9 protein-coding genes are annotated in these 20,170 nt (G+C 57.3%); 8 read left to right on the plus strand and 1 reads right to left on the minus strand.

The window, feature by feature from the left end; translation table 11 throughout:
* Nucleotides 1–124: 124 nt before the first annotated feature.
* Entirely contained in the window at nt 125–2,959 is a 2,835-nt protein-coding gene (locus ACFFSY_RS33995; protein ID WP_377502884.1) for a fibronectin type III domain-containing protein, read from the plus strand.
* A 60-nt stretch (nt 2,960–3,019) separates the two neighbouring features.
* On the opposite strand, the gene ACFFSY_RS34000 is transcribed toward ACFFSY_RS33995, so the two are convergent.
* Nucleotides 3,020–4,327, minus strand: a complete 1,308-nt coding sequence (locus ACFFSY_RS34000) for a right-handed parallel beta-helix repeat-containing protein (protein WP_377502886.1) — start codon at nt 4,325–4,327, stop codon at nt 3,020–3,022.
* 368 nt (nt 4,328–4,695) lie between these two features.
* Here ACFFSY_RS34000 and ACFFSY_RS34005 point away from each other — a divergent pair, with 368 nt between their 5' ends.
* The 7 genes from ACFFSY_RS34005 (at nt 4,696) to ACFFSY_RS34035 (ending at nt 20,094) form a co-directional block, all read left to right on the plus strand.
* Nucleotides 4,696–6,993 carry a helix-turn-helix domain-containing protein gene (locus tag ACFFSY_RS34005; protein WP_377502888.1) on the plus strand — a complete coding sequence of 766 codons (2,298 nt, stop codon included), beginning with the start codon at nt 4,696–4,698 and terminating at the stop codon, nt 6,991–6,993.
* A gap of 418 nt (nt 6,994–7,411) precedes the next feature.
* Entirely contained in the window at nt 7,412–8,308 is an 897-nt protein-coding gene (locus tag ACFFSY_RS34010) for an ABC transporter permease (RefSeq protein WP_377503047.1), read from the plus strand.
* Nucleotides 8,302–9,159 (plus strand): carbohydrate ABC transporter permease, encoded by an 858-nt coding sequence (locus tag ACFFSY_RS34015; RefSeq protein ID WP_377502890.1) that lies wholly within the window; start codon nt 8,302–8,304, stop codon nt 9,157–9,159. Before ACFFSY_RS34010 ends, ACFFSY_RS34015 begins: the two co-directional genes overlap by 7 nt.
* Before the next feature lie 60 nt (nt 9,160–9,219).
* The gene (locus ACFFSY_RS34020) at nt 9,220–10,857 is read left to right on the plus strand and encodes an extracellular solute-binding protein (RefSeq protein ID WP_377502892.1); all 1,638 of its coding nucleotides are present in this window, start codon (nt 9,220–9,222) and stop codon (nt 10,855–10,857) included.
* 33 nt (nt 10,858–10,890) lie between these two features.
* Nucleotides 10,891–12,573 carry a hypothetical protein gene (locus tag ACFFSY_RS34025; protein WP_377502894.1) on the plus strand — a complete coding sequence of 561 codons (1,683 nt, stop codon included), beginning with the start codon at nt 10,891–10,893 and terminating at the stop codon, nt 12,571–12,573.
* 9 nt (nt 12,574–12,582) lie between these two features.
* Nucleotides 12,583–13,623: a glycoside hydrolase family 88/105 protein gene (locus ACFFSY_RS34030; protein WP_377502896.1), complete on the plus strand. Its 1,041-nt coding sequence runs from the start codon at nt 12,583–12,585 to the stop codon at nt 13,621–13,623.
* A gap of 24 nt (nt 13,624–13,647) precedes the next feature.
* Nucleotides 13,648–20,094 (plus strand): beta-galactosidase, encoded by a 6,447-nt coding sequence (locus tag ACFFSY_RS34035; protein WP_377502898.1) that lies wholly within the window; start codon nt 13,648–13,650, stop codon nt 20,092–20,094.
* Nucleotides 20,095–20,170 lie beyond the last annotated feature (76 nt).

Here is a 20,170-nt window from a genome sequence, read left to right on the forward strand (position 1 = left end):
GACTGTTGGGCAGGGGTGTCTGTTTATGTTCTGTACGCTCGGCATCGGGAGGACGAGCGTCGCGACGAAAGGCCGTATATTGACAACGAAAAGACGAAAGAAGAATAACGGGGGTTTGTTACGAATGACAGGACAATCCAAGCTTTTGGCGGTAGTACTAGCTCTTCTGCTTTTGGTCACGCTGCCTCAGACAGGGGTGGCTGCGGAGGAGTCCGCTGGCGCGGTGAGCATGATCGACATGAATCTGAGCGGTGACGTAGAGCAGCTGGATAACCACCTCGCGGTCGGTACTCTATTCCACATCGAAGGTTACATATGGTGGAGCGGTAATATCCCTCCGGAGTTTGCGCGCGTAGAGGCGGAAGTCGCCGGCAAGGTAGCCGTATTGATGGATAAAGGTATCGGCGACAGCCGGTTTTGCCGGGTGGAGTGTACCCTGTTCGTGGGTGATATTGATTTGAGCGGCGTTCCCAAAGGAAAGCAGAACCTTATCGTCCGCGCGATCGAGACAAACGGCAAGGTCACGGAGCACGCCTTCCCGGTTCTATACCACGAAGCTCCGACCCTGCAGATTGAGGAGCCGCTCGCTTATTCGGCTGCGCTACCGAATCTGCAGGCCAAAGCCAGCTGCACCGACGATCTGGGGTACGTCTGCCGCGTCATGGTTGAGGAAACGGATTTTACCGGGTCTTACAGTCTATTAACGCGCATGCGCATCCCGTACAAGCCGTTGGTGGACGAGCCGATCACGCTGAATACACTGGGCATTCAGTACCTGAAGTTTACGGCGCTAGATTCTATTGGACGAAAGACGATTCGATACGTGCCGGTCTATCCTGAGGTCCCGGATTCGCATTATCGCGTCCTGGCTGCATATCGGGGAGGCGTTGTGCTGGATGCGCAGCCCGCCCAGGAGCAGGTTATTAACTACAACACAATATCGAACCAGCTGGAATTATATCAGCAAGGTGCAGTAACGGTCATTCCGCCAGTCATGTCGGATCTCCCTCGTGCATTCTTGATGCCAGGCGGCGCGATATTCGAATATTCGCCCGCCGGCGAATCCGATCACCGGCTAGTGGAATGGCGGGACGGGCAGCTGGAAGACCTCGGGCCGGTCCAAGCGCAGTCGCTGAAGGCGAAGGGGAATTACGCGGTCTTCATCCAATCGGGCAATGACGCCCTCGGCGAACAGCTGGTGCTTCGCGACCTGGCGGCAGGTACGAATCGGACGATCGCCTCCGCGCGCGACGTCTTGCCGGCGCAGCTCGATCTCGCCGAGAACGGGACGGTCGTGTACAGCCTGCGGCAACCCGGCAGCCGGAATATCATGCTGTACCGCGACGGCAGCTTGAAGCAAATTACGCACGATACGAAAGCGTATAATACGTATCCCGTTACGGACGGCGAATCGGTCCTGCTCATTCGCAATACGTACGATTCGGTTAGCGGCGCGCTCATCGTGGTGAGGCTGGACGGCGGACAGACCGAGTTAAACTCGTTCGCGGATCAGTATATGATCCGCAGCGGATGGATTGCTTACAGGACGATGACAGGCGTGAATGAATATTCACTGCGCATCGTCTCTCCAAGCGGCCAACAAATGACGCTGACGGCGCCATCCAGCCAGCAGGAGCTCGAAGGATTGGGGGATAACGGCGACGTTGCTTTCTCGTCGGGTTATCCCGGCTGGCCTGTCCATGATCTGTATATTAGTACGATGGGGGCGAGCGGTCGCAAAGAAACGAAGATGGCCACGACGAACACGACACCATTCCAGGCGCAAGGCGCTTGGTATGGACGCATCGGTAACACGCTCGTGGAACTTCCCGTGCCGAAAGATGGGCTCGCGCCTACGTGGCCGACCGGCAGCGGCGTGACACGCGAAGGGGCGGAGTGGAGTTGGCCGGCTGCGCAGGATAACGTCGGCATTGCTAGTTATCGGATTTACGTAGCGGGTCAGCCTGTGCTCGAGCTTCCCGGCGATATGTTGCATACGACAGTGAACGAGGCGGATTGGACGCGTTACGGCAGCGGCGACGTGCAGCTCGCGGCGGTGGATGCCGCGGGGAACGAGCGACGCCTGCGCGTCATGGAATACAGCCCGGAAGAGCCGGGCATCCCTCGGAAGCCGGATAGTCTTCGCGCGGAAGCAGACGCGACCAGCGTTCGCCTAAGCTGGTCCAAGCCGGAAGGGGATGATTCGATTCAATCTTTCGGTCTCTACCGGGACGACTTCTTCGTCGCGATCGTGCCGGAGAGCGAGAACAGCTATATGTTTAGCGACTTGCCGGAAGAAACCGACTTTGATTTCCGAGTCATCTCGATCGATAAGAACTTCGGTATCAGTTGGCCTGCAGAGACGACGGCTCGCACGACGTCGGATTACAGCGTTCCCGAGTGGCCGGCCGGAAGCACGATCAGCGCGAGCAAGATCGGTCCGCAATCGGTCGACTTGACTTGGACGGCGGCCTCCGACGATAAAGGCGTCATCGCCTATCGGATTGTGCAGGACGGCGTAGTCGTTCGGCAGACGGAAGACGACGCGCTGGGCGCCACTATAGACGACTTGGCGCCACAAACGTTGTATACGTTCAAGATCGAAGCCGGCGATGCCTCCGGCCATTGGTCGACGAACGGGCCGACGATTGCCGTGCAGACAGGCGCCGACGATATGTTGGCACCGACCTGGCCGGCCGGCAGCGCGGTCGTCTCGGGAGGGACGACGACGCGCATCGCGCTCATCCATTGGACGCCTGCCAAAGACGACGTGGGCGTGACCGGCTACCGGATCATGAGCGGAACGAATCTTCTCGCGGAGGTGGACGGGAATACGCGCAAGAAAGGCATTGAAGGTCTTACGCCGGATACGACGTACGTGTTGAAGGTGGAGGCGAAGGATGCCGCGGGGAATTGGTCGACGGATGGTCCTTCCGTCACCGTGAGAACCTTGAAGTAGAGCCGAACGCAAAACACCGCTGCAAACGGATAGCCACTCCGTCGCAGCGGTGTTTTATTTTTAAAAGGTCATGTTGATCCGGCCCCACTTGTAGCTTCCGTCGGCATCCTTAACGCACATGTACAGCGCGTCGGCTTGGCCAGCCGACGCTTCTACCCGGACCATGAAGCCGCGAATCGCTTCATTCGGTGCGGGCAGCGCCGTCACGCTGGACGGTTTGATGTCCGACAGCGCGTATTGCGGGTTGCTGATCCGGCGAACGTTGGGCGTCACGTTGTACGAGAATTCGTCCACGAAGATATTGCGGCAGGCCGCCGACGTCTGGACGAAGGCGCCGTTAGCTGTTCCGAACTGGTTGGCGAAATCAACGAAATTGTTCTTAATGGATACGCCATCGGCCTTATCTACACGGATCAGGGACCGCATCGACCGGCCGTGGAAAAAACACCCATCGATGACGATACTGCGGGCGACATCGTAATCGCCGACCCAAATGTGGGTTCGCTGCGTGCTATCGTTGGCGAAGCCGCGGGCGTTATTCTCGAAGGTACAATCGCGAATGACGATGTTGCTTTGATGGGAGATGCGGATGCCGACGTTCAAGTTTTGTTCAATGTCCGCATCTTTAATAAAGACGCTATTCCGTCCGCCGGTATTAATACCGTAGCGCGTATTGAATTCGTAAGAACCGCCGTAAATGTGGGTTGAGTGGCCGGTGTTATTCATGCTTACTCCGTCGCGGCAAAGGGAGAGCACGCAGTTGTTCAGCGTCGTCTGGTCCGGTCCCCCCGAGCTGACGGTATCCTGAAAGCTAATGCCGTCGCCGTTGAAGTGGTGGATGCGCACGTTGTCGATAATGACGTTGTGACTGCCGTCCAGCACGACGGCATGGTTCATCGTGGAGATGTCCGGGCCCGCCGTGGCCGAACCGGCCGTATTGCCGAACACGTAGCGAACGTCGGATGTCAGCGTCAGGTCGACCAACTTTGTATTCAGAATGCGGCCGCCGGCTTTGCGGACGAGCAGCAGATTTTGATTGGTTAGCGAACCGCTGGCGGTAATAATGCTCGAATCCCGGTTCGCCCCTCGCAAGATGACATTGTCCCCGGTAATTTGAAGCGTACGGTCCGTCCGATAGACGCCAGGCGGGAAAAACAGCTCCCCTCCGCCGGCGTTCTGTACGGCATTGATGGCATCTTGAATGGTCTGGCCGTTATTAAGGAAATCGTTGATATTAATCGCAGTACCTCCTTCCTCAGTGGCGGCAGATACGCTAAGTGGCATCAATTGGCTTGCTATAACATATGCAGCACTTCCGATTCCGATCCTTTTGAGGAAGGCACGACGGTTGAGTTTTGTCTGGTTCATATCATTACCACCTGTTATTAGAAGTGAAAATCAAGCAACAATATCCCTTTGCGACAAGAAACGAGCGAATTTGTTTTTTTTCGACATGTCTATATTTTCGGTAAAATCTCCCGCAAGCTGAATAAGTAAAAATGCTTATTTTTCCAAAGCGGCTAGTCGGAAAGTAGGGGGAGGGTAAAAAAGCAATATAAAGTCCTACCAGAGGGACGAATGGCGTATGTTGAGAAAGCAGGCGGCAAGAAAGGCGATCCGGCAAAAAAGGCGATCCGGCAAAAAAGGCGATACTGCAAAAAAAGGTAACCTTGCAATCATTCGGGCTTGGCCTATGCTTAATGAGATATTCAAGGTTTGAAGGGAGAAGCAAGACGGTGGTAAAGCTAACCGATAAGTTTCCGAATCGCTTCGTCACGTTATTTGGGTTTCTTTTCCTGGCTATTATCATTGTTACCAGTGCGATCGCGTATTATAGCTCGATTCGGCAGATGGAACGGATGGTCGAGGCGTCCAACAGCGAGCTGCTCAGCCAATTGAACCGCAGATTGGAGTTGTCGCTCACGGAGATCGACAAGACGGTGATTACGCTGTTGCGTTCGGTGGACGCCCGCGGTTTTTTCTATGAAGATTCCGATAACCCGAGGCAAACGCTGCAGCTGCAGACCCAGCTCATTAATATGGTCAATTCGTACTCGAACTTGCAATCGATCTACCTGTATTCGAAGCGCGGCAACAAAATATTGAGCGATACGATTTATACGGATGCCGACCAATTTTACGATCTGGATTGGATTCCGATGTGGGGAGCGGACGATGAGTATTATGCGTGGACGAATTTGAGGCCTATAACTGAACAACCGGGCATTACGAAGGAAGTCATCACGTTGATCCGTTCTTTCCCGCTGACGACCAAGCCGGAGGATCGCGTCGGTCTGGTGGCGGTCAATCTGAAGGCTTCGATGCTTAATGAGATCGTGGGGGATTTGGAGCTGGAAGACGGCCATGCCTACATCGTCGATGGGAAAGGTAGCCCGCTGACCGGCATCAATCGTGACGAGGCGTACCCGGAAGCTGAAATCGTCCGTTTGCTGAAGGAGACGGAAGGGGCATCCTCCGGCTTTTGGAAAGGGACGTTCGCGGGGGACAAAAGCTGGGTATTCTATTGTGCGCTAGAATATACCGGCTGGAAATGGTTCTACGTTGTGCCGGAGAGCAAGGTCGGAAAGACGTTCGCCGCTATCCGCAACCTCCTGCTGCTGATCGCCGCCGTCATGTCGGCCGTTGCGGCCGCGGGGGTCGTGCTCGCGAACCGGCTGTCCTATGGGCCGCTCGAAGCCTTTATCCGCAAGATCGATTCCCGGATGGGCGGCTCGGTCTCGAAGGAAGCGGGCACGGACATCTCGCAGCTGGAATCGAAATTCGAGGCGTTCGTCTCCAATTACTCGGTCGTGGAGCAGAAGCTGCGGGAAACGGTTCCGGCGATGAAGCTGCGTACGCTGCTCGACGTGCTGACTGGAAGCAAGACGGTCTACGCGCAGTCGCTGCCTTATTTCGAGCGAGTAGGCGTCAAGCTGTACGAAACGAATTATACCGTCATGCTGATCGAGTTCGATCACCGTAGGCGCATCGGCAATTTGGAGGAATGGAACTTGTATTCGTTCGGTCTGTGCAACGTCGCCGAAGAGCTGGTGAATGCGGATCCGGGCGGGTGCCAAGGAACGGCCGTGCAGGTAAGCGCGACTCAATCCGCCGCAATCTTAAGCTTCCCGGATTCGGATTCACGTGCCAACCAGCTTTCTGCGATGACGCTCGCGGAATCCATTCGGAAATACATCGACGAACATTTCAAGCAGACGGTTACGATCGCCATCGGCAGGCATTACCCGGACTTCGGTTCCATCCGGATTTCGTACCGGGAGGCAGTGGAGCTGCTTAAGTACAAATGGGTGGCGGGAACCAACACCGTGATCACCTGGGAAGAGATCCAAGAGTATTCCGGCACACAATACATGAAAATTTACGGCATGATCGACAAACTGACCGAAGCGGTCCGAACAACCGACTTGGGTGCGGCGACTCAGCTGCTCGACCAGATGTTCGCCGGGATGGTCAAGCTGAATTTGAACGAGGATAAAATCCGGCATATTTGCCAGCAGATTTTGTTCAAGGCTTCGCAGATCTATACGAATACCGGCGCGGAGGCGGATGATCAGGAGCACGGGGATTTCACGCTCAGCGAATTCGATACGTTCGAGTCGATGGAGGAGATCCGGCAAATGCTGCGCCAGCGGATGGAGGACATTATTGCGAGGCTCACGGTCAAAAGAAGCAATAAGGACAAAAACGAGCTAATCGATAATGTGCTGGCCTACATTGCGGCACATTACAGCTCCAGCGAGCTGTCGCAAAACCAGTTGGCGCATATTTTTGATATTTCCCCGAGCTACCTTAGCCGCATGTTCAAAGAGCATACGTCGATCAACTTCCTGAACTACCTGATCGACGTCAGAATGAAAGAAGCCAAGACGCTGCTGCTGCAATCCCAGCTTCATGTGCAGGATATCGCGCTGCGCGTCGGCTATACGAATTTGTCCAGCTTTTTGCGGATATTCAAGAAGTATTACGGTATGACCCCCTCGGAGCTGCGTAACGCCGCTTCAAAGGAGGAATGACGCGGAATCGGACAGAAACGGCGCTGAAGCCGTCCAAGCCTGGAATCGGGGCGGGGACGGCTTCCTTTTTTGCTTTTTCGGGCGGAAATACCCATGGAAACAAAAAAGGAAAGCGCATTCATCATAAAAGGTAACGCTTACATAAAAGGCGATACGAGTTCCGGTAAAAAAACGCGAGCGGTCAGAAAACGGCAGAAATGGCGGAAACGAAATCGTGCAATGGGCGCCAAAAAGTGTAACTTGTTGGGCGCGCCAAACCTTCGATATGGTTAGGGTGCAGCCGGAACAACCCGAGCAACGCGGCCGGCCCGAATCCGCATACGCGAAGACAAGGAGGGAATTTCGCTTGAACAAAACCATCGTCCATTCCGCCCGAAGCCAACACGCCTCGGCGAAGGGGGCCCGAAAGCGCGGGCGGATGAAGGCATTCGTACGCGATCGTTATTTGTACCTCATGCTGCTGCCGGCTATCGGCTTTTACGTCACGATGAAGTACTTCCCCTTATACGGGGAAATCATCGCCTTCAAAGACTTCCAAATCATGAAGGGAATTTGGGATAGCCCATGGGTGGGCTTCAAGCATTTCCGCCTACTCTTTACGAGCGACGATTTCTATCTCATCTTGCGCAATACGCTGCTGCTCAACCTATATAGTTTGGTTTTCGCTTTTCCGGCACCGATCGTGCTGGCGCTTCTTATTAACGAAGTGAAGTCGAGCTGGTTTAAGAAAACGGTGCAAAACCTGCTCTATTTGCCCCACTTCATCTCCTGGGTCGTGCTCGGTGGCATCGTCATCGCGATTTTATCGCCAAGCACGGGCGTAATCAATTTCCTGCTCGAGCGCTTGTTCGGCATCGAACCGATCTATTTCATGGCCGATCCCAAGTGGTGGCCGGTTATGTTCACACTGTCGGGCATTTGGCAGAGCGCCGGATGGGGCACGATTTTGTACTTGGCCGCGATGGCCGGCATCGATCCGCAGCTCTATGAGGCGGCGAAGATCGACGGCGCCGGCAAGCTGCGCCGGATTTGGCACGTGACGCTTCCCGGTATCCGGAGCACGATCGCCATTTTGCTTATTTTGCGAATCGGGCAAATGATGGATATCGGGTTCGAACATATTTATAACTTGCAGAACAATGCCGTACTCGGCGTGTCGGACGTCATTAGCACGTACGTATACCGGATCGGCCTGCAAAGCGCGCAGTACAGTTATACGACCGCGCTCGGTTTGTTCCAAGGGATAGTCGGCCTGATCTTGGTACTGATCGTCAACCGCGTCATTAAGGCGATGGGGGAGAAAGGGCTATGGTAATACGATTCGGACGATTGGTGCTGTATCTGTTCCTGGCGCTTTGCGCCTTCACGACGCTCTTTCCGTTCCTGAACGTGCTGGCCTCCTCGCTGAGCAGCAGCCGCGCGATTCTCTCCGGCGAGGTCACGATCTTCCCGGTCGAGTTCAACTGGGACGCTTACGCGAATTTGCTGCAGGACGGCCAACTGCTCAAGGCGATGAAAAATACAGTCATCATCACGGTCATCGGCGTCGTCCTGCAGATGACGGCCACGACGCTGGCGGCCTACCCGCTCTCGAAGCGGCGGCTGCAAGGGCGGGGCATCATGCTCGGCTTAATCTTGTTCACGATGTTGTTCGGCGGCGGGCTCATTCCTTTATTCCTCGTTTTGAAAACGCTTCACGTCCTGGATACGTACTGGGCGATTTGGCTGCCGGGATTGATTAGCACGTACAACTTGTTCGTCATCAAAACATTTTTCGAGGATTTGCCGGTCGAACTGGAAGAATCGGCTGCCATGGATGGAGCGAGCGATCTGACGATCCTCATCCGGATCGTGCTGCCCGTATCCAAGGCGATCATCGCCGCACTGTCGCTGTTCTATGCGGTCGGCTTGTGGAATACGTATTCGGCGGCGTTGTTCTTCCTTACGAGCTCCGACAAAATGCCGCTTGTCATCAAGTTGTACCAAATGATTCAATCGCCCGCGGAATCGCTGCTGGTCGTCGATAGCTCCGATACCGGCGTCATTCAGCCGGAGGCGCTGAAAGCGGCGGCGATCATGATCGCCACAGTCCCGATTTTGTGCGTCTATCCGTTCGTGCAGCGGCATTTCATAAAAGGCATGCTTATCGGTTCGGTCAAAGGCTGACGGATATCGTTAGGCGCACGACGCCTATTGATATAGAGTTCATCTCGGAGGAGGAAGGTCATGGATAAAAAGAGAGGCATGGGGAAAGTCGTCAAGGTATGGTCGGTCGTGCTATGCACGCTGCTCGCGGTAACCGCCTGCAGCGGTAACGGAGGCAACAACGACCCGAAGCCGAGTGAGCCAGGGAAGAATGCGGCGGCCGGCAACGGGCAGAACGGCGGCAAGACGGAGGAAGGCGGGAACAAGCCGCAGAACGAAGGCGCTCCGCTCAAAATCAGCGCGTCCATCTACGACCGCGGCAAAGTCGCCGCCGAAGAGGGCAGCTACGAGGACAATCGCTGGACCAAATGGATGGATGAACAGTCCGGCGTCGACGTCGAGTGGGTGCCGATCACCCGTAATCAGGAGGCCGACAAATTCAACGTGCTCGTCGCCTCCGGCCAAGCGCCCGATCTGATCACCTCATACGACCGCAACCTGCTCGCCCGGTTCGTCGATCAAGGCGCCGTGCAGCCGATCGACGACTATTTGAACCAGTACAGCACGGTTTACAAAAAGTACTTGGAGGAGCATCCGGAGCTGAAGCCGTACGTGACGTTCAACGGCAAAATCTACGCCGTTGCCAGCCTTCGCAACACGCGGGCGCTTACGACGATCTGGGTCCGTCAGGATTGGCTCGACAAGCTGAAGCTGAAGGTGCCGACGACGATCGAGGAGCTTGTAGACGTCGCTCGCGCGTTCCGCGACAAGGACCCGGACGGCAATGGCCAGAAAGACACGGTTCCGATCGCAGGCTCTCTCGCCTACACGCCGATCATCGAGGATCTCTTCTTCGCCCGGGGCTGGGATTGGTTCATGGAGGACGGCAAGCTGGTGTACGGCAATCTGTTAGACCGCTACAAGGATGTGCTTGCGTTCCAGAAGCAAGTGTATGACGAAGGTCTCGTCGACAAGGAGTACTTAACCGACAAAAACTTCGCCCGTCAGCAGCAGCTGTGGGTCACGGGCAAAGCGGGCATCTATTTCGAATACGTCACGATGGCGTCCTTCCCGGACTTCAAGAAGAACAACCCGAACGCCAAAGTCGTGCCGATTCCGCCGGTCGCCACGAAATACGGTACGAACGGCTACCAGGAGGAAGTACCGAACTACCTGTTGACGGTCTTTAATAAAAACATGAAAAACCCGCAAGCCGCCTTCAAATTCCTCGATTGGATGCTGGCGGACGGTTGGGACGACATCACGAACGGTCAGGAAGGCGTCCACTACCAGAAAGTGAATGGGATCCCGGTCATCACGGATACCGAGAAGTTTAACAAGGAAGTGGCCTACGCCTCCGAATACCGGCTGCTCCACCAAGATAAGCTGACGGCGGAATCGATTGCAGCGGCCGCCGGCGACGATCCGATCGCCAAGGAATTTGCCCAAATCAAAGGGGACGCATTGAAGGTGGCGGAAGGCACCAAATACCGCAAAGATTTGCCGTACCGTCCGGATTTCAAAGAGTTGATCGACATGGAAGCGCAGTTCATGAAGAAGCGCGACGAGATTATCGCCACGGTCGTCATTGGCGGGGCCAAACATACGCCGGAGTGGGGAGCGGCGGAGCTGCTTAAGGAGTGGAACCGTCTTGGCGGCGAAGAGGTGAACAAGAAGGCGATGGAATGGTACGAGAAGAATAAAGCCAATTTCCAATAGGAATCAACCAAACCTAGGGAGGATTGAAACTTCATGAAGAATACCGATCCGGCCATCAAGGCACTGGAAGAAGAATGGGCGCGCCTGAGCACAATCCGCTACGCCGATGCGGAGAGCTATTGGTTCGGAAGTTTCAATCCCGCCATATCCTTCGATATCGCCAATTTCCTGCATGTCTCGGTTCCGCTCTATATCCATCCGCATTCCGGCCTCCACCGGAATGCGGAGCTGCTCGAACGCATTCAGGAGCAGATCGCTTACCTGCTTCGGCTGCAGCAACCGAGCGGCTGCATCTCTTTGATCAACTGCAATATCGATTCGCCGCCGGACACGGCGTTCGCGGTACATTCCGCAGCGCTCTGTTATCGGGCGGCCGCGAATGCCCAGCTCCCGGAGCTTAGCGGCGTCGTCCAAGGCTTGCGGCAGTTTCTGCAGGGGACGCTGCCTTGCCTGCTGACCGGCGGCATCCACACGCCTAACCACCGGTGGGTCATATGCGGGGCGCTCGCGTTACTGTATGAGATTTTCGGCGGCGAGGCGCTCAAGAAACGGGCGTTCAAGTATTTCAGCGAAGGCTTCGACATGAACGAGTCCGGCGAGTGGACCGAACGCAGCAACGCCATCTATAACCCGATCTGCGATCTGTTCCTGTACCATGCGGGGAGGGTGTTCCATTATGAAGACGCATTCGAGCCCATCCGTCAAAATCTGGCCATGATGCGCTACATGCTGCATCCGGACGGGGCCGTCGTAACGGAATATTCGAGCCGTCAGGACCGCGGCGAGATTCTGATGCTGAACGAGGACTACTATATCGTGTGCACGCTAATGGCGCACATGGACGGGGATCCGCAGTTCGCCGCGCTGGCTGGGCTGGCGAAGAGCGGCGCCGACGGAACAGGCAAATCCGTATTATATTCGCTCGTGTTCCCTGATGGAATGGAGGGAGAGACGGATGCGGGAGAACTGCCGGAGCGGTATACCATTATGTTAAACGAAGGGGCGCGCGCGCGCGTATCGGGCGTCATCCCGCACGTGCGCAATGCACCGCATTCAGGCGCGCCGATCGTGCGTCATCGCGACGGCAAGTTGAGCCTCACCATCATGACCGGACAAGAGAATTTTCTGTACTTGCAATATGGCCGCGTCCGTATCGTCGGGGTGAAGCTATCGCTCGGCTGGTTCGGCATTGCCGGGGTACCGTTCTCCGAACTTAGGCGTATCACCGAATCGCGGTACGAGCTCAGCCTTTATCTTGAAGGCGCTTACAGGGGGCCGCTCGACGGGCGGCTCGCCGCTCCGGCGGGCGGGGTGTTCGCCGACATGCCCAACGAGCAGCGCGAGAAGACCCACGTGACCGCACTGCCCGTCGTGGTCGGCGTTGAATGGTCTGGCCAAGAGGTGGTCATAGACGTGCGCGTCGACGCGGTGCCCAATTTGTTCGCGCAGTTGATTTTCGCCTGTGACCGGCAGGCGGAACTCGCGGGGGATACGGTTGCCGCCGCGCCGAATGCGCAACTTTTTAAAGGAGGTGTTGCCCGCCTGCGGCAAGGCAGGGATATCGTGGAGATCACGCCGGGAGCTGGTGAGCACGATTTTATTACGCTGCGGAACGACCATCTGCCGGCCGATGCGCAGCATGTCATCAGCAATTTCGTGACCCCGCTGAACCGCCGGATTACGATTCGTTGCACGGAACAGACGACCGAGGAGTGAGAAGGGTAGATGAGCGCGAAGACGAGAGAATTGCTGCGCCGGGTGGCGGCGCATACGATGAACGCGGATGAGACCGCTCTGGAGCAGGGGTGGGCGACGAGCCAGTTCCACACCTGGCAATGGGGACAGGGCGTCGCGCTGTACGGTCTTGTCCAGGCATACGAGACGTTGAAGGACGGTGCCATTCTCGATTTTATCGGACAATGGATCGACGGGCACTTGGAGCGGGGCGGCATCGGGAAGAGCATCAACACAACTGCGCCTCTGCTAGCCGCCATCAAGCTGTGGGAGTTGACGGGAGACGCCCGCTACGCCTCAGTCTGCGACGCGTTCGCCGACTGGTGCCTGGCGGAAGCGCCGCGCGCGGACGAGGGGGCTTTCGAACACTCCTGCACGGAGAACGTGTATCCCCAGGAGATTTGGGCCGACACGCTGTTCATGGGCGGCATCTTTCTCGCGCAGTGGGGGACGCTGCGCAAGCGCCCTGCTTACGTGAAGGAAGCTGCGCGGCAATTCGTGCTCCATTATCGTTATCTGGCCGATCCGGAGACCGGGCTCATCCACCATGGCTATTACGGCAAGGAGCGAGCGCGCAAAGGCGTGCTGTGGGGAAGAGGCAATGGATGGTTCGCGGCTGCTTCGGCTGATGTGCTCCCACTGCTAGCGGGGCTTGACGCCCACGAGATCGTCAAGCACAACTATATCGCTCATTTGGAAGGCGTGAAGCGCACGCAGCACGAATCGGGCGCATGGCATACGGTCATGGACGACCCGAACACTTATTTGGAGACGTCGTGCACGGCGGCATTCGCCTTCGCGCTGAACCGCGGCGTGCGTCGCGGGTGGCTCGAAGCCGGCGACCGGGCCCTCGCATCTCGGGCAATCTCCAGGCTGGAGGCTTGCGTCGACGAGCGCGGGCAGGTACTGGGCGGTTCGGGCGGCACGTGCGTTATGTCCAGAGGTGACGATTATAACGCGATACCGCTCAGCTTTTCTTATTTCACGCAAGGACTTGCCATGATGGCATTATGCAGCGAATGCGAATTCTAGCCAACATAACAAGGAGGAATCTTTATGCGCGGGCCGATCAGACGGACATCGATTCTTTTCCTGTCACTGTTGCTGTTGTCACTTTCTTTCGGTTTTATGGGCGTGCCCCCTGCACATGCGGAGGAAACCGACTCGGGCTATTTGCCCGACTGGAGTTTCTATGCGAGCGGGGCCCCCCAAACGGTATACTCGCTTGATACGGCGACGTTCCACGACGGCGGCGGCTCGCTCAAGCTGACAAGCGCTTCGAGTAGGGCGCCGAACGTCTATCTGACCGGATTCCAGACGGTCGCCGTCAAGCCGGCTACCTCGTATACGGTCAGCGCTTGGGTGAAAGGCAGCAACGCGGCATCCGGCATGTGGTTCGGAGGCGGAGCGAGCTGGAATGTCCGTCAGGCGCTGCCGAGCGGGACGTTCGACTGGCAGCTGCTTGAGAAGACGTTCACGACCGGCGCTGAGGAGACGTCCTTCACGTTTCGGTTCCTAATCGAGAACACGGCGGAAGCGGTCTGGCTGGATTCGTTCAGCCTGAAGGAGACGGGAACGGGAGCGAACCTGCTCAAGAACGCCGGGTTCGACGCACGGGCAGGCGTTACGCTGATGGATGGCTTCGAGACGCTCGCGGCTTGGAGCGGCACCGTTGGACCGGCAGGCGCCGTAACGGCCATCCAATCGCCGGAGCATACGGAGGGACAGTCCTCCGCGCAGGTGAAATACCAGAAAGCCCCGGACCGCGGGGAATGGCTCAGCTACAAACGCTCGATCGATCCGCCAGCAAACATGAGCGCGGCGACAGCCTTGCTGTTGGACGTCTATCCGCTGTCGCAAACCGCTTCGGTGCGGGAGCCGCTCGGCCTCAAGCTGATCGCCCAAGGCAGCACCGTGCTCGATCAACGGCTGAATCGGCTGATTGCGGGCCAATGGAACACGATCCGTGTCAACCTCCCGGCTTCGGCGCCGCGCGATCAGGTCATACAGGCGAGCCTGAACGTCAACGCGGGCTCGGCCGAGATGGAAGGGCGGACGCAGGTGGAGTACCGGTTCGACAATCTGCGCATTGTCACGCCGGTTAACGACCAGCAGGTTGGCACGGTCGAGCCAGTCACGGCAAGCCCGGCCCCGGGCACCATTCCGCCGAATACGTCGATCACGCTCGCCACGGGAACGGCGGAAGCGGAGATTGTCTACACGATGGACGGCAGCGACCCGAATCAATCGGGCTCGGCCTCCGTTTACGGGGGACCGGTCTCGATGCTAAGCTCGTCGACGGTTAAGGCTTTCGCCCGCAAAACCGGCTGGCAGCCGAGTCCGGTTTCCGAATTCGCCTACGTGGTCGAAGACGACGGTCCCGGACCGGGCGAGACGATTCTGGACTGGGCCTCTTTCAAGGATTCACTCGGCGCGCGCAAGGAAATTCCACTGATCAAAGCCGATGGCATCGTCATTGATGGCAATTTGGACGAATGGGGACCGTATACGAGCATGTCGCTTCCCGCTAATGACGAGCAGGTCGTTCTCTCCGGCTGGGAGGGGGCGTCGGATTTATCGGCGAATGTACACGTGGCGTACGACGAGAACTATTTCTATTGGGCGGCGAAAGTAACCGATAACGTCCACTTCCCGGTGAAGGACAGCATCATGTGGCGCGGCGACAGCGTTCAGCTGGCGTTCGGACTGAACGATGTTTACGGTCCGGACTATGGCTTCAATTTCATGGACGGTCAGACGCAAATTTGGAGCTGGAATCCCGGAAACGCGGAGTTCGGCAAGGATCATATCGATTTTAAAGCAAGCACGACGCCGGAAGGCGATACGGTATACGAGGCTCGCATGCCGTGGAAGACGATTTACTCGGAAGCACCGGCGACGAACGATATCCCGTTCTCCATCTTGATCAATGATAACGACGGCAGCGCAAGGCGCGGCTGGATCGAATGGACGCCCGGGATCGGCAAGGCTAAGGATCCGACGCAGTTCGGTATTCTCGAGAAGGTCGGCGAACTGGATGACTGGAACTTCTGGCTGGAGTCGGCCAAAGGCGCCCAAGTCGACGATTCGGTCGATTATACGATGTATATTCCGAATTACAGCGACGATCCGGTCGTGTTGAATCTAACGTCGGCGAAGCTCGGCCTGCAGGATACGCTGACGATTCCGCCCCATTCCGTCATGGAGAAGAAGGGGACGATGTCGTTCGGCGAGGCAGGCGTGCAGACGGCAGACTTTAAATTGCAGGATCCAAGCGGCAAGAGCAAAGAAAGAATCGTGAGCGTCAACGTATACTTGGGACCAGCAGAGACGCTGGCGCAGTATGATGCGCTGCAAGCGCGCATGCCAGCCTTGGAGAGCCTGCTCGCGCAAGCGAAGGGGCAGGGGATATCAACGGATTACGAGCAGATCAACGTCACGATTCTGAAGGATTTCCTCGTATACGGTCGAGGCGACGTGGAGAATGGGCGTTTGAGCCGGGCCGGATATGTCATCCGATCATTGGAAGCGCTTTATCAAGAGGCGGAGACGAACTTGCAGGCGTATTTGGCCGGAGAAAGCGAGGCGTTCGCCGCGCCAAGGTATACGACGGGCAGGCCGACCATCGACGGAACCTCTTTCATCGCAAACACGAAAGTACGAAATACCGGCGCAGAAGAAACAAGACCGGTATTCTTTAACGGCTACGGCCATTTTGCGCAAGTACGCAAAGATATCGCCAAGTTTCAAGACCTGGGCACGAATATGATTCAGGTCGAAATCGGACCGCGCAACGTCATTCTCTCCAAAGACAACTACTTGAACCAATACCGCATCAACAAGTCCGGCGGCGTCAACGCCGAAGCCGCGCTGGACGATTCCACCACGCACGCGGGTCCGTACTCGCTCAAAATTACGAATGCCTCGCCGCGCGCGGCGAACACCTTCCTGAATCTATGGCAAACGGTAACGGTCAAACCGAATACGACCTATACGGTCAAAGCCTGGGCGAAAGGGTCGAACGCCAAGGATGTCTGGTTCCCGGGCGGCGCTGGCTGGAAACTTCGGGTCAAGTTCCCGAACGGCACGTATGACTGGCAGGAAGTCAGCGGCGAATATACGACGGGCCCGACCGAGACGTCTTTCCAATTCATGATTCTATCGGAGAACACGGGGACGATCTGGATCGATGACCTGTCGATGAAGGAGCATGGCAGCGATACGAATCTGCTGGCCAACCCGGGCTTCGACGACCGCGGTCTCGACGTGCCCGGACAGGAATATCTCGTCTCCCCGGCCCAGCTGGACAGCGATATCAAAGTCGTGCTGCAGAACGCGGCCGCCAATAATATTTCCGTCAACCTTCTCGTGTCGCCGCATTATTTCCCCGACTGGGCGATCAAGAAGTGGCCGGATCTGCAGTATAGCAACAACGGATTCATCCAGTACAATATTAACCACCCGATAGCGCGCGCCATGATGCGGGATTACTTGCGGCTCGTCGCCAGCGAGTTGAAAGATTACCCGGCGCTCCACAGTATTACGATATCGAACGAACCGGTCTTCCAGACGAACCAGGGCACGACTTTCCTGGGCGACTGGCACCAATACTTGCAGGAGCAGTACGGCGATATTGCGTCGCTGAACGCCGTATACGGTACCAGCCATCAATCGTTCGCGGACGTTACGATGCCTTTCGGCCTGGAGCCGACGGTTCGCGGTTACGACTGGGTGCGTTTCAACCAGAAGGTGTTCACCGAGTGGCACCAATTCCTGGCCGACACGATCCACGAGGTGGCCCCGGACATTCCGGTGCATGCGAAAGTCATGGCGGAGATGCGCGCGAGCCTCTCCCGCGGTATCGACGCGGAAGAATTCGCCGAGATGAGCCAGCTGAACGGCAACGACAACTGGAACTACTTGGGCGAAGGCGCGGGCGGTTTCCGCGACGAGATGAGCTACTATGATCTGCAGCAATCGTTCAAGGAAGCGCCTGTATTCAACTCCGAGCATCACGTGATCGCCGACGGCGACAGCCGGTATGTCGCGAAACAGGCGGACCATGTTCGCTCCGTCCTGTGGCAGGGGGCGATCCATGGCAAGAGCGCGTCGACGATCTGGATTTGGGAGCGGACGTACCAAGAGACGAACTCCGCGGAGGGTAGCATCCTTCACCGTCCGGATGCGGTGGCCGCGGTCGGCAGGACGAACCTGGACCTCAACCGTCTGTCCCGGGAGGTAACGGCGCTGCAGAAACAAAAGGCCCGTGTCGCGCTGCTCTATTCGGAACCGTCGTTAGTCTACTCGGAGATGTACGAGAATGTCTTGCTTAAAGGGTACGAAGCGCTCAGCGCGACGGGAATCAAGGTCGGATTCGTGTCGGAGAAGCAGGCTGCGGCCGGGAAGCTTGCCGATTACGATCTGCTGATCGTACCGGAAGCGACGAATGTCGCGCCGGCGACATTGACGGCTATCAAGCAATTCGCTGACCAGGACGGAAGCGTTGTTATTATCGGATCGGAGTCGCTGCGGTTCGATGAACGGCTCCAGCCGTTATCCGAGACAGAGCGAACTGCGCTCTTCAGCCAAGCGACCGTCGTGCCGTCGACCGACGTGACGGCGATGCAGCTTCGCAATGACCTGTATCCGCTGCTGCATGAGAAAGAAATCATCGAAGCGACGCTGGTCGACGCGGAGAGCGGCGAGCCGGTGGAGAATGTCGAATGGAGAAGTGCGAACGATCAAGGCGGCATGCTGCTGAACGTTGTCAACTACGGGAATTTGCCGAAGAAGGTACGCATCGAGCTCGAAGGCGGAACCGCCCTTGGCGCCGTCGACTTGATTACAGGCGAACAGTTCGCGGACGATACTATCGAGTTGAAGTCACTGACGCCTTATTTGTTCCGGCTCCAAGCCGGACCGCAGATCCAGCTCGAGATTGAAGGCGTCGTCGCGGGCGGCGACTACACCGATACCGTAACGCCGGTACTTCGCACGAATCCCGAAGACGGGCTGCGGAATGTAGAGTTGCTGTTAGACGGTAAGGCATTCCTGACAGGAACGCCAGTAACCGCCCGAGGGCAGCATACACTGGAAGCGCGCGCCGTGGATCGCAAAGGCAAAGTGTTGAAGAAAACGGTATCATTCACACTCTATCACAGCATGAATATCTCGGTCGCGTCGGGGGAAGGCGAGTATAGCGACACCGTCCCGCTTGCACTGGAGGCGAGAACCGCGGAAGGAACGCCAGCCGCGGGCAGAACGGTCAAAATGAGCGTGAACGGCGGGGCGGACATTGTGGCCACGACGGGCGAGGACGGTAAGGCGGTCGTCCCTTACAAGGTCGAGTTGGACATCGGGGAGACCGCCGAACAGCAAGAATATGTCGTCGCGGCGCGCATGGACCAGGATGCCGGAGCGTTCTATCGCGGAGGCGAAGCGACCGCGAACTTGGTTATTAAACGCGAAAAGGCGCAGCTTCGTTACACGGGAGAACTTGTCGCCGAGCAGGGAGAAAAAGTAACACTCGCTGCCGTGGTTACGGATGAGCAGGACGACTCGCCGGGATCGATAGAGGGGGTACCGGTCAAGTTCGCGGTCGGCGAACTGCGCAGCGACGGTACGGTCGTCCCGGTGCAGCTTCCCGAGACGGAGACGGTCTACCGCACGGGTAACAGCGGGGAGGCGTCGGTCGAAGTGAGTCTTCCTGTCGGCGTGTATGAAGTGAAAGCGGACCTCGGCGCCAACGGCCGATTTAGCGGTTCGGGAACGACGACGATCGTGGGCGTTCGCGGTCCGGGTCAGGTTAACGTGGTGGCGGCGGGATTCGTTGATACACCGTCCACAGCGAGCGACGCGGAGGCTAAAGGTGTCAACCGCAAAACTCATCTGAAAGTTTCGGTCATCTCTGCCGGCGGCAAAATTAACGGCGAGATTAAGCTGAAAGAAACGCCGAGCGGAGCGGATCTGCAAGGATCGAGCGTGGAGTGGGCCATCCGCAAAGGCGACGAGGTATTCGTCAAGGCGCGCGTTGTCGACCCGGCCGGCACCGACTATGTCATGCTGTTCGTCGCCAAGCTGCGCGCCGGGAAGGCGGAAACGGCTATCATGCCCTTGCCGATTTCGCCGCCGCCGTCCTCGCAGGCGCAGGAAGCGGGAGCCGCCGACGAACTTGCCCGCAATGGCATACCTGTAGGCCGCTCTGGCGTCTCCTCGATCGCAGCCGGCGAAATGTCCGCGCTGTCGGAAGAATCGCCGCCGGCGGCGACGGAGCCGTCCGGCGGAGAAGAGCAGCCAGGCACGCCGCCAGCCGGTGGGGAGGAACCTTCCGGCGGACAGAAGCCGCCTGCTTCTCCGGAAACGCCGGAAGCGCCTGATACGCAAGCGGGTGGACAGCAAGGCCCGCTGGTAACGGTGCTCGTCTGGAAGGCGGACGGAGGGCCTAACGATTTGATTATTCGATACGTTTCGTTGCCACTCACCGGGGCAATCGTCATGAAGTAAATCAGGTCAGGCAGACACCGCGGCGCATGCCGCGGTTGTCTGCCGATTCTTTTGACAAAAACAGTTGAGATTCCAA

The organism is Paenibacillus aurantiacus (genome assembly GCF_042431225.1).
In the GTDB taxonomy this organism is placed as follows: domain Bacteria; phylum Bacillota; class Bacilli; order Paenibacillales; family Paenibacillaceae; genus Paenibacillus_Z; species Paenibacillus_Z aurantiacus.

Coding starts and splice junctions, on each gene's coding strand:
- ACFFSY_RS33995 (WP_377502884.1), top strand. CDS start 125: ATGACAGGACAATCCAAGCTTTTGGCGGTAGTACTAGCTCTTCTGCTT.
- ACFFSY_RS34000 (WP_377502886.1), bottom strand. CDS start 4,327: ATGAACCAGACAAAACTCAACCGTCGTGCCTTCCTCAAAAGGATCGGA.
- ACFFSY_RS34010 (WP_377503047.1), top strand. CDS start 7,412: ATGAAGGCATTCGTACGCGATCGTTATTTGTACCTCATGCTGCTGCCG.
- ACFFSY_RS34015 (WP_377502890.1), top strand. CDS start 8,302: ATGGTAATACGATTCGGACGATTGGTGCTGTATCTGTTCCTGGCGCTT.
- ACFFSY_RS34020 (WP_377502892.1), top strand. CDS start 9,220: ATGGATAAAAAGAGAGGCATGGGGAAAGTCGTCAAGGTATGGTCGGTC.
- ACFFSY_RS34025 (WP_377502894.1), top strand. CDS start 10,891: ATGAAGAATACCGATCCGGCCATCAAGGCACTGGAAGAAGAATGGGCG.
- ACFFSY_RS34030 (WP_377502896.1), top strand. CDS start 12,583: ATGAGCGCGAAGACGAGAGAATTGCTGCGCCGGGTGGCGGCGCATACG.
- ACFFSY_RS34035 (WP_377502898.1), top strand. CDS start 13,648: ATGCGCGGGCCGATCAGACGGACATCGATTCTTTTCCTGTCACTGTTG.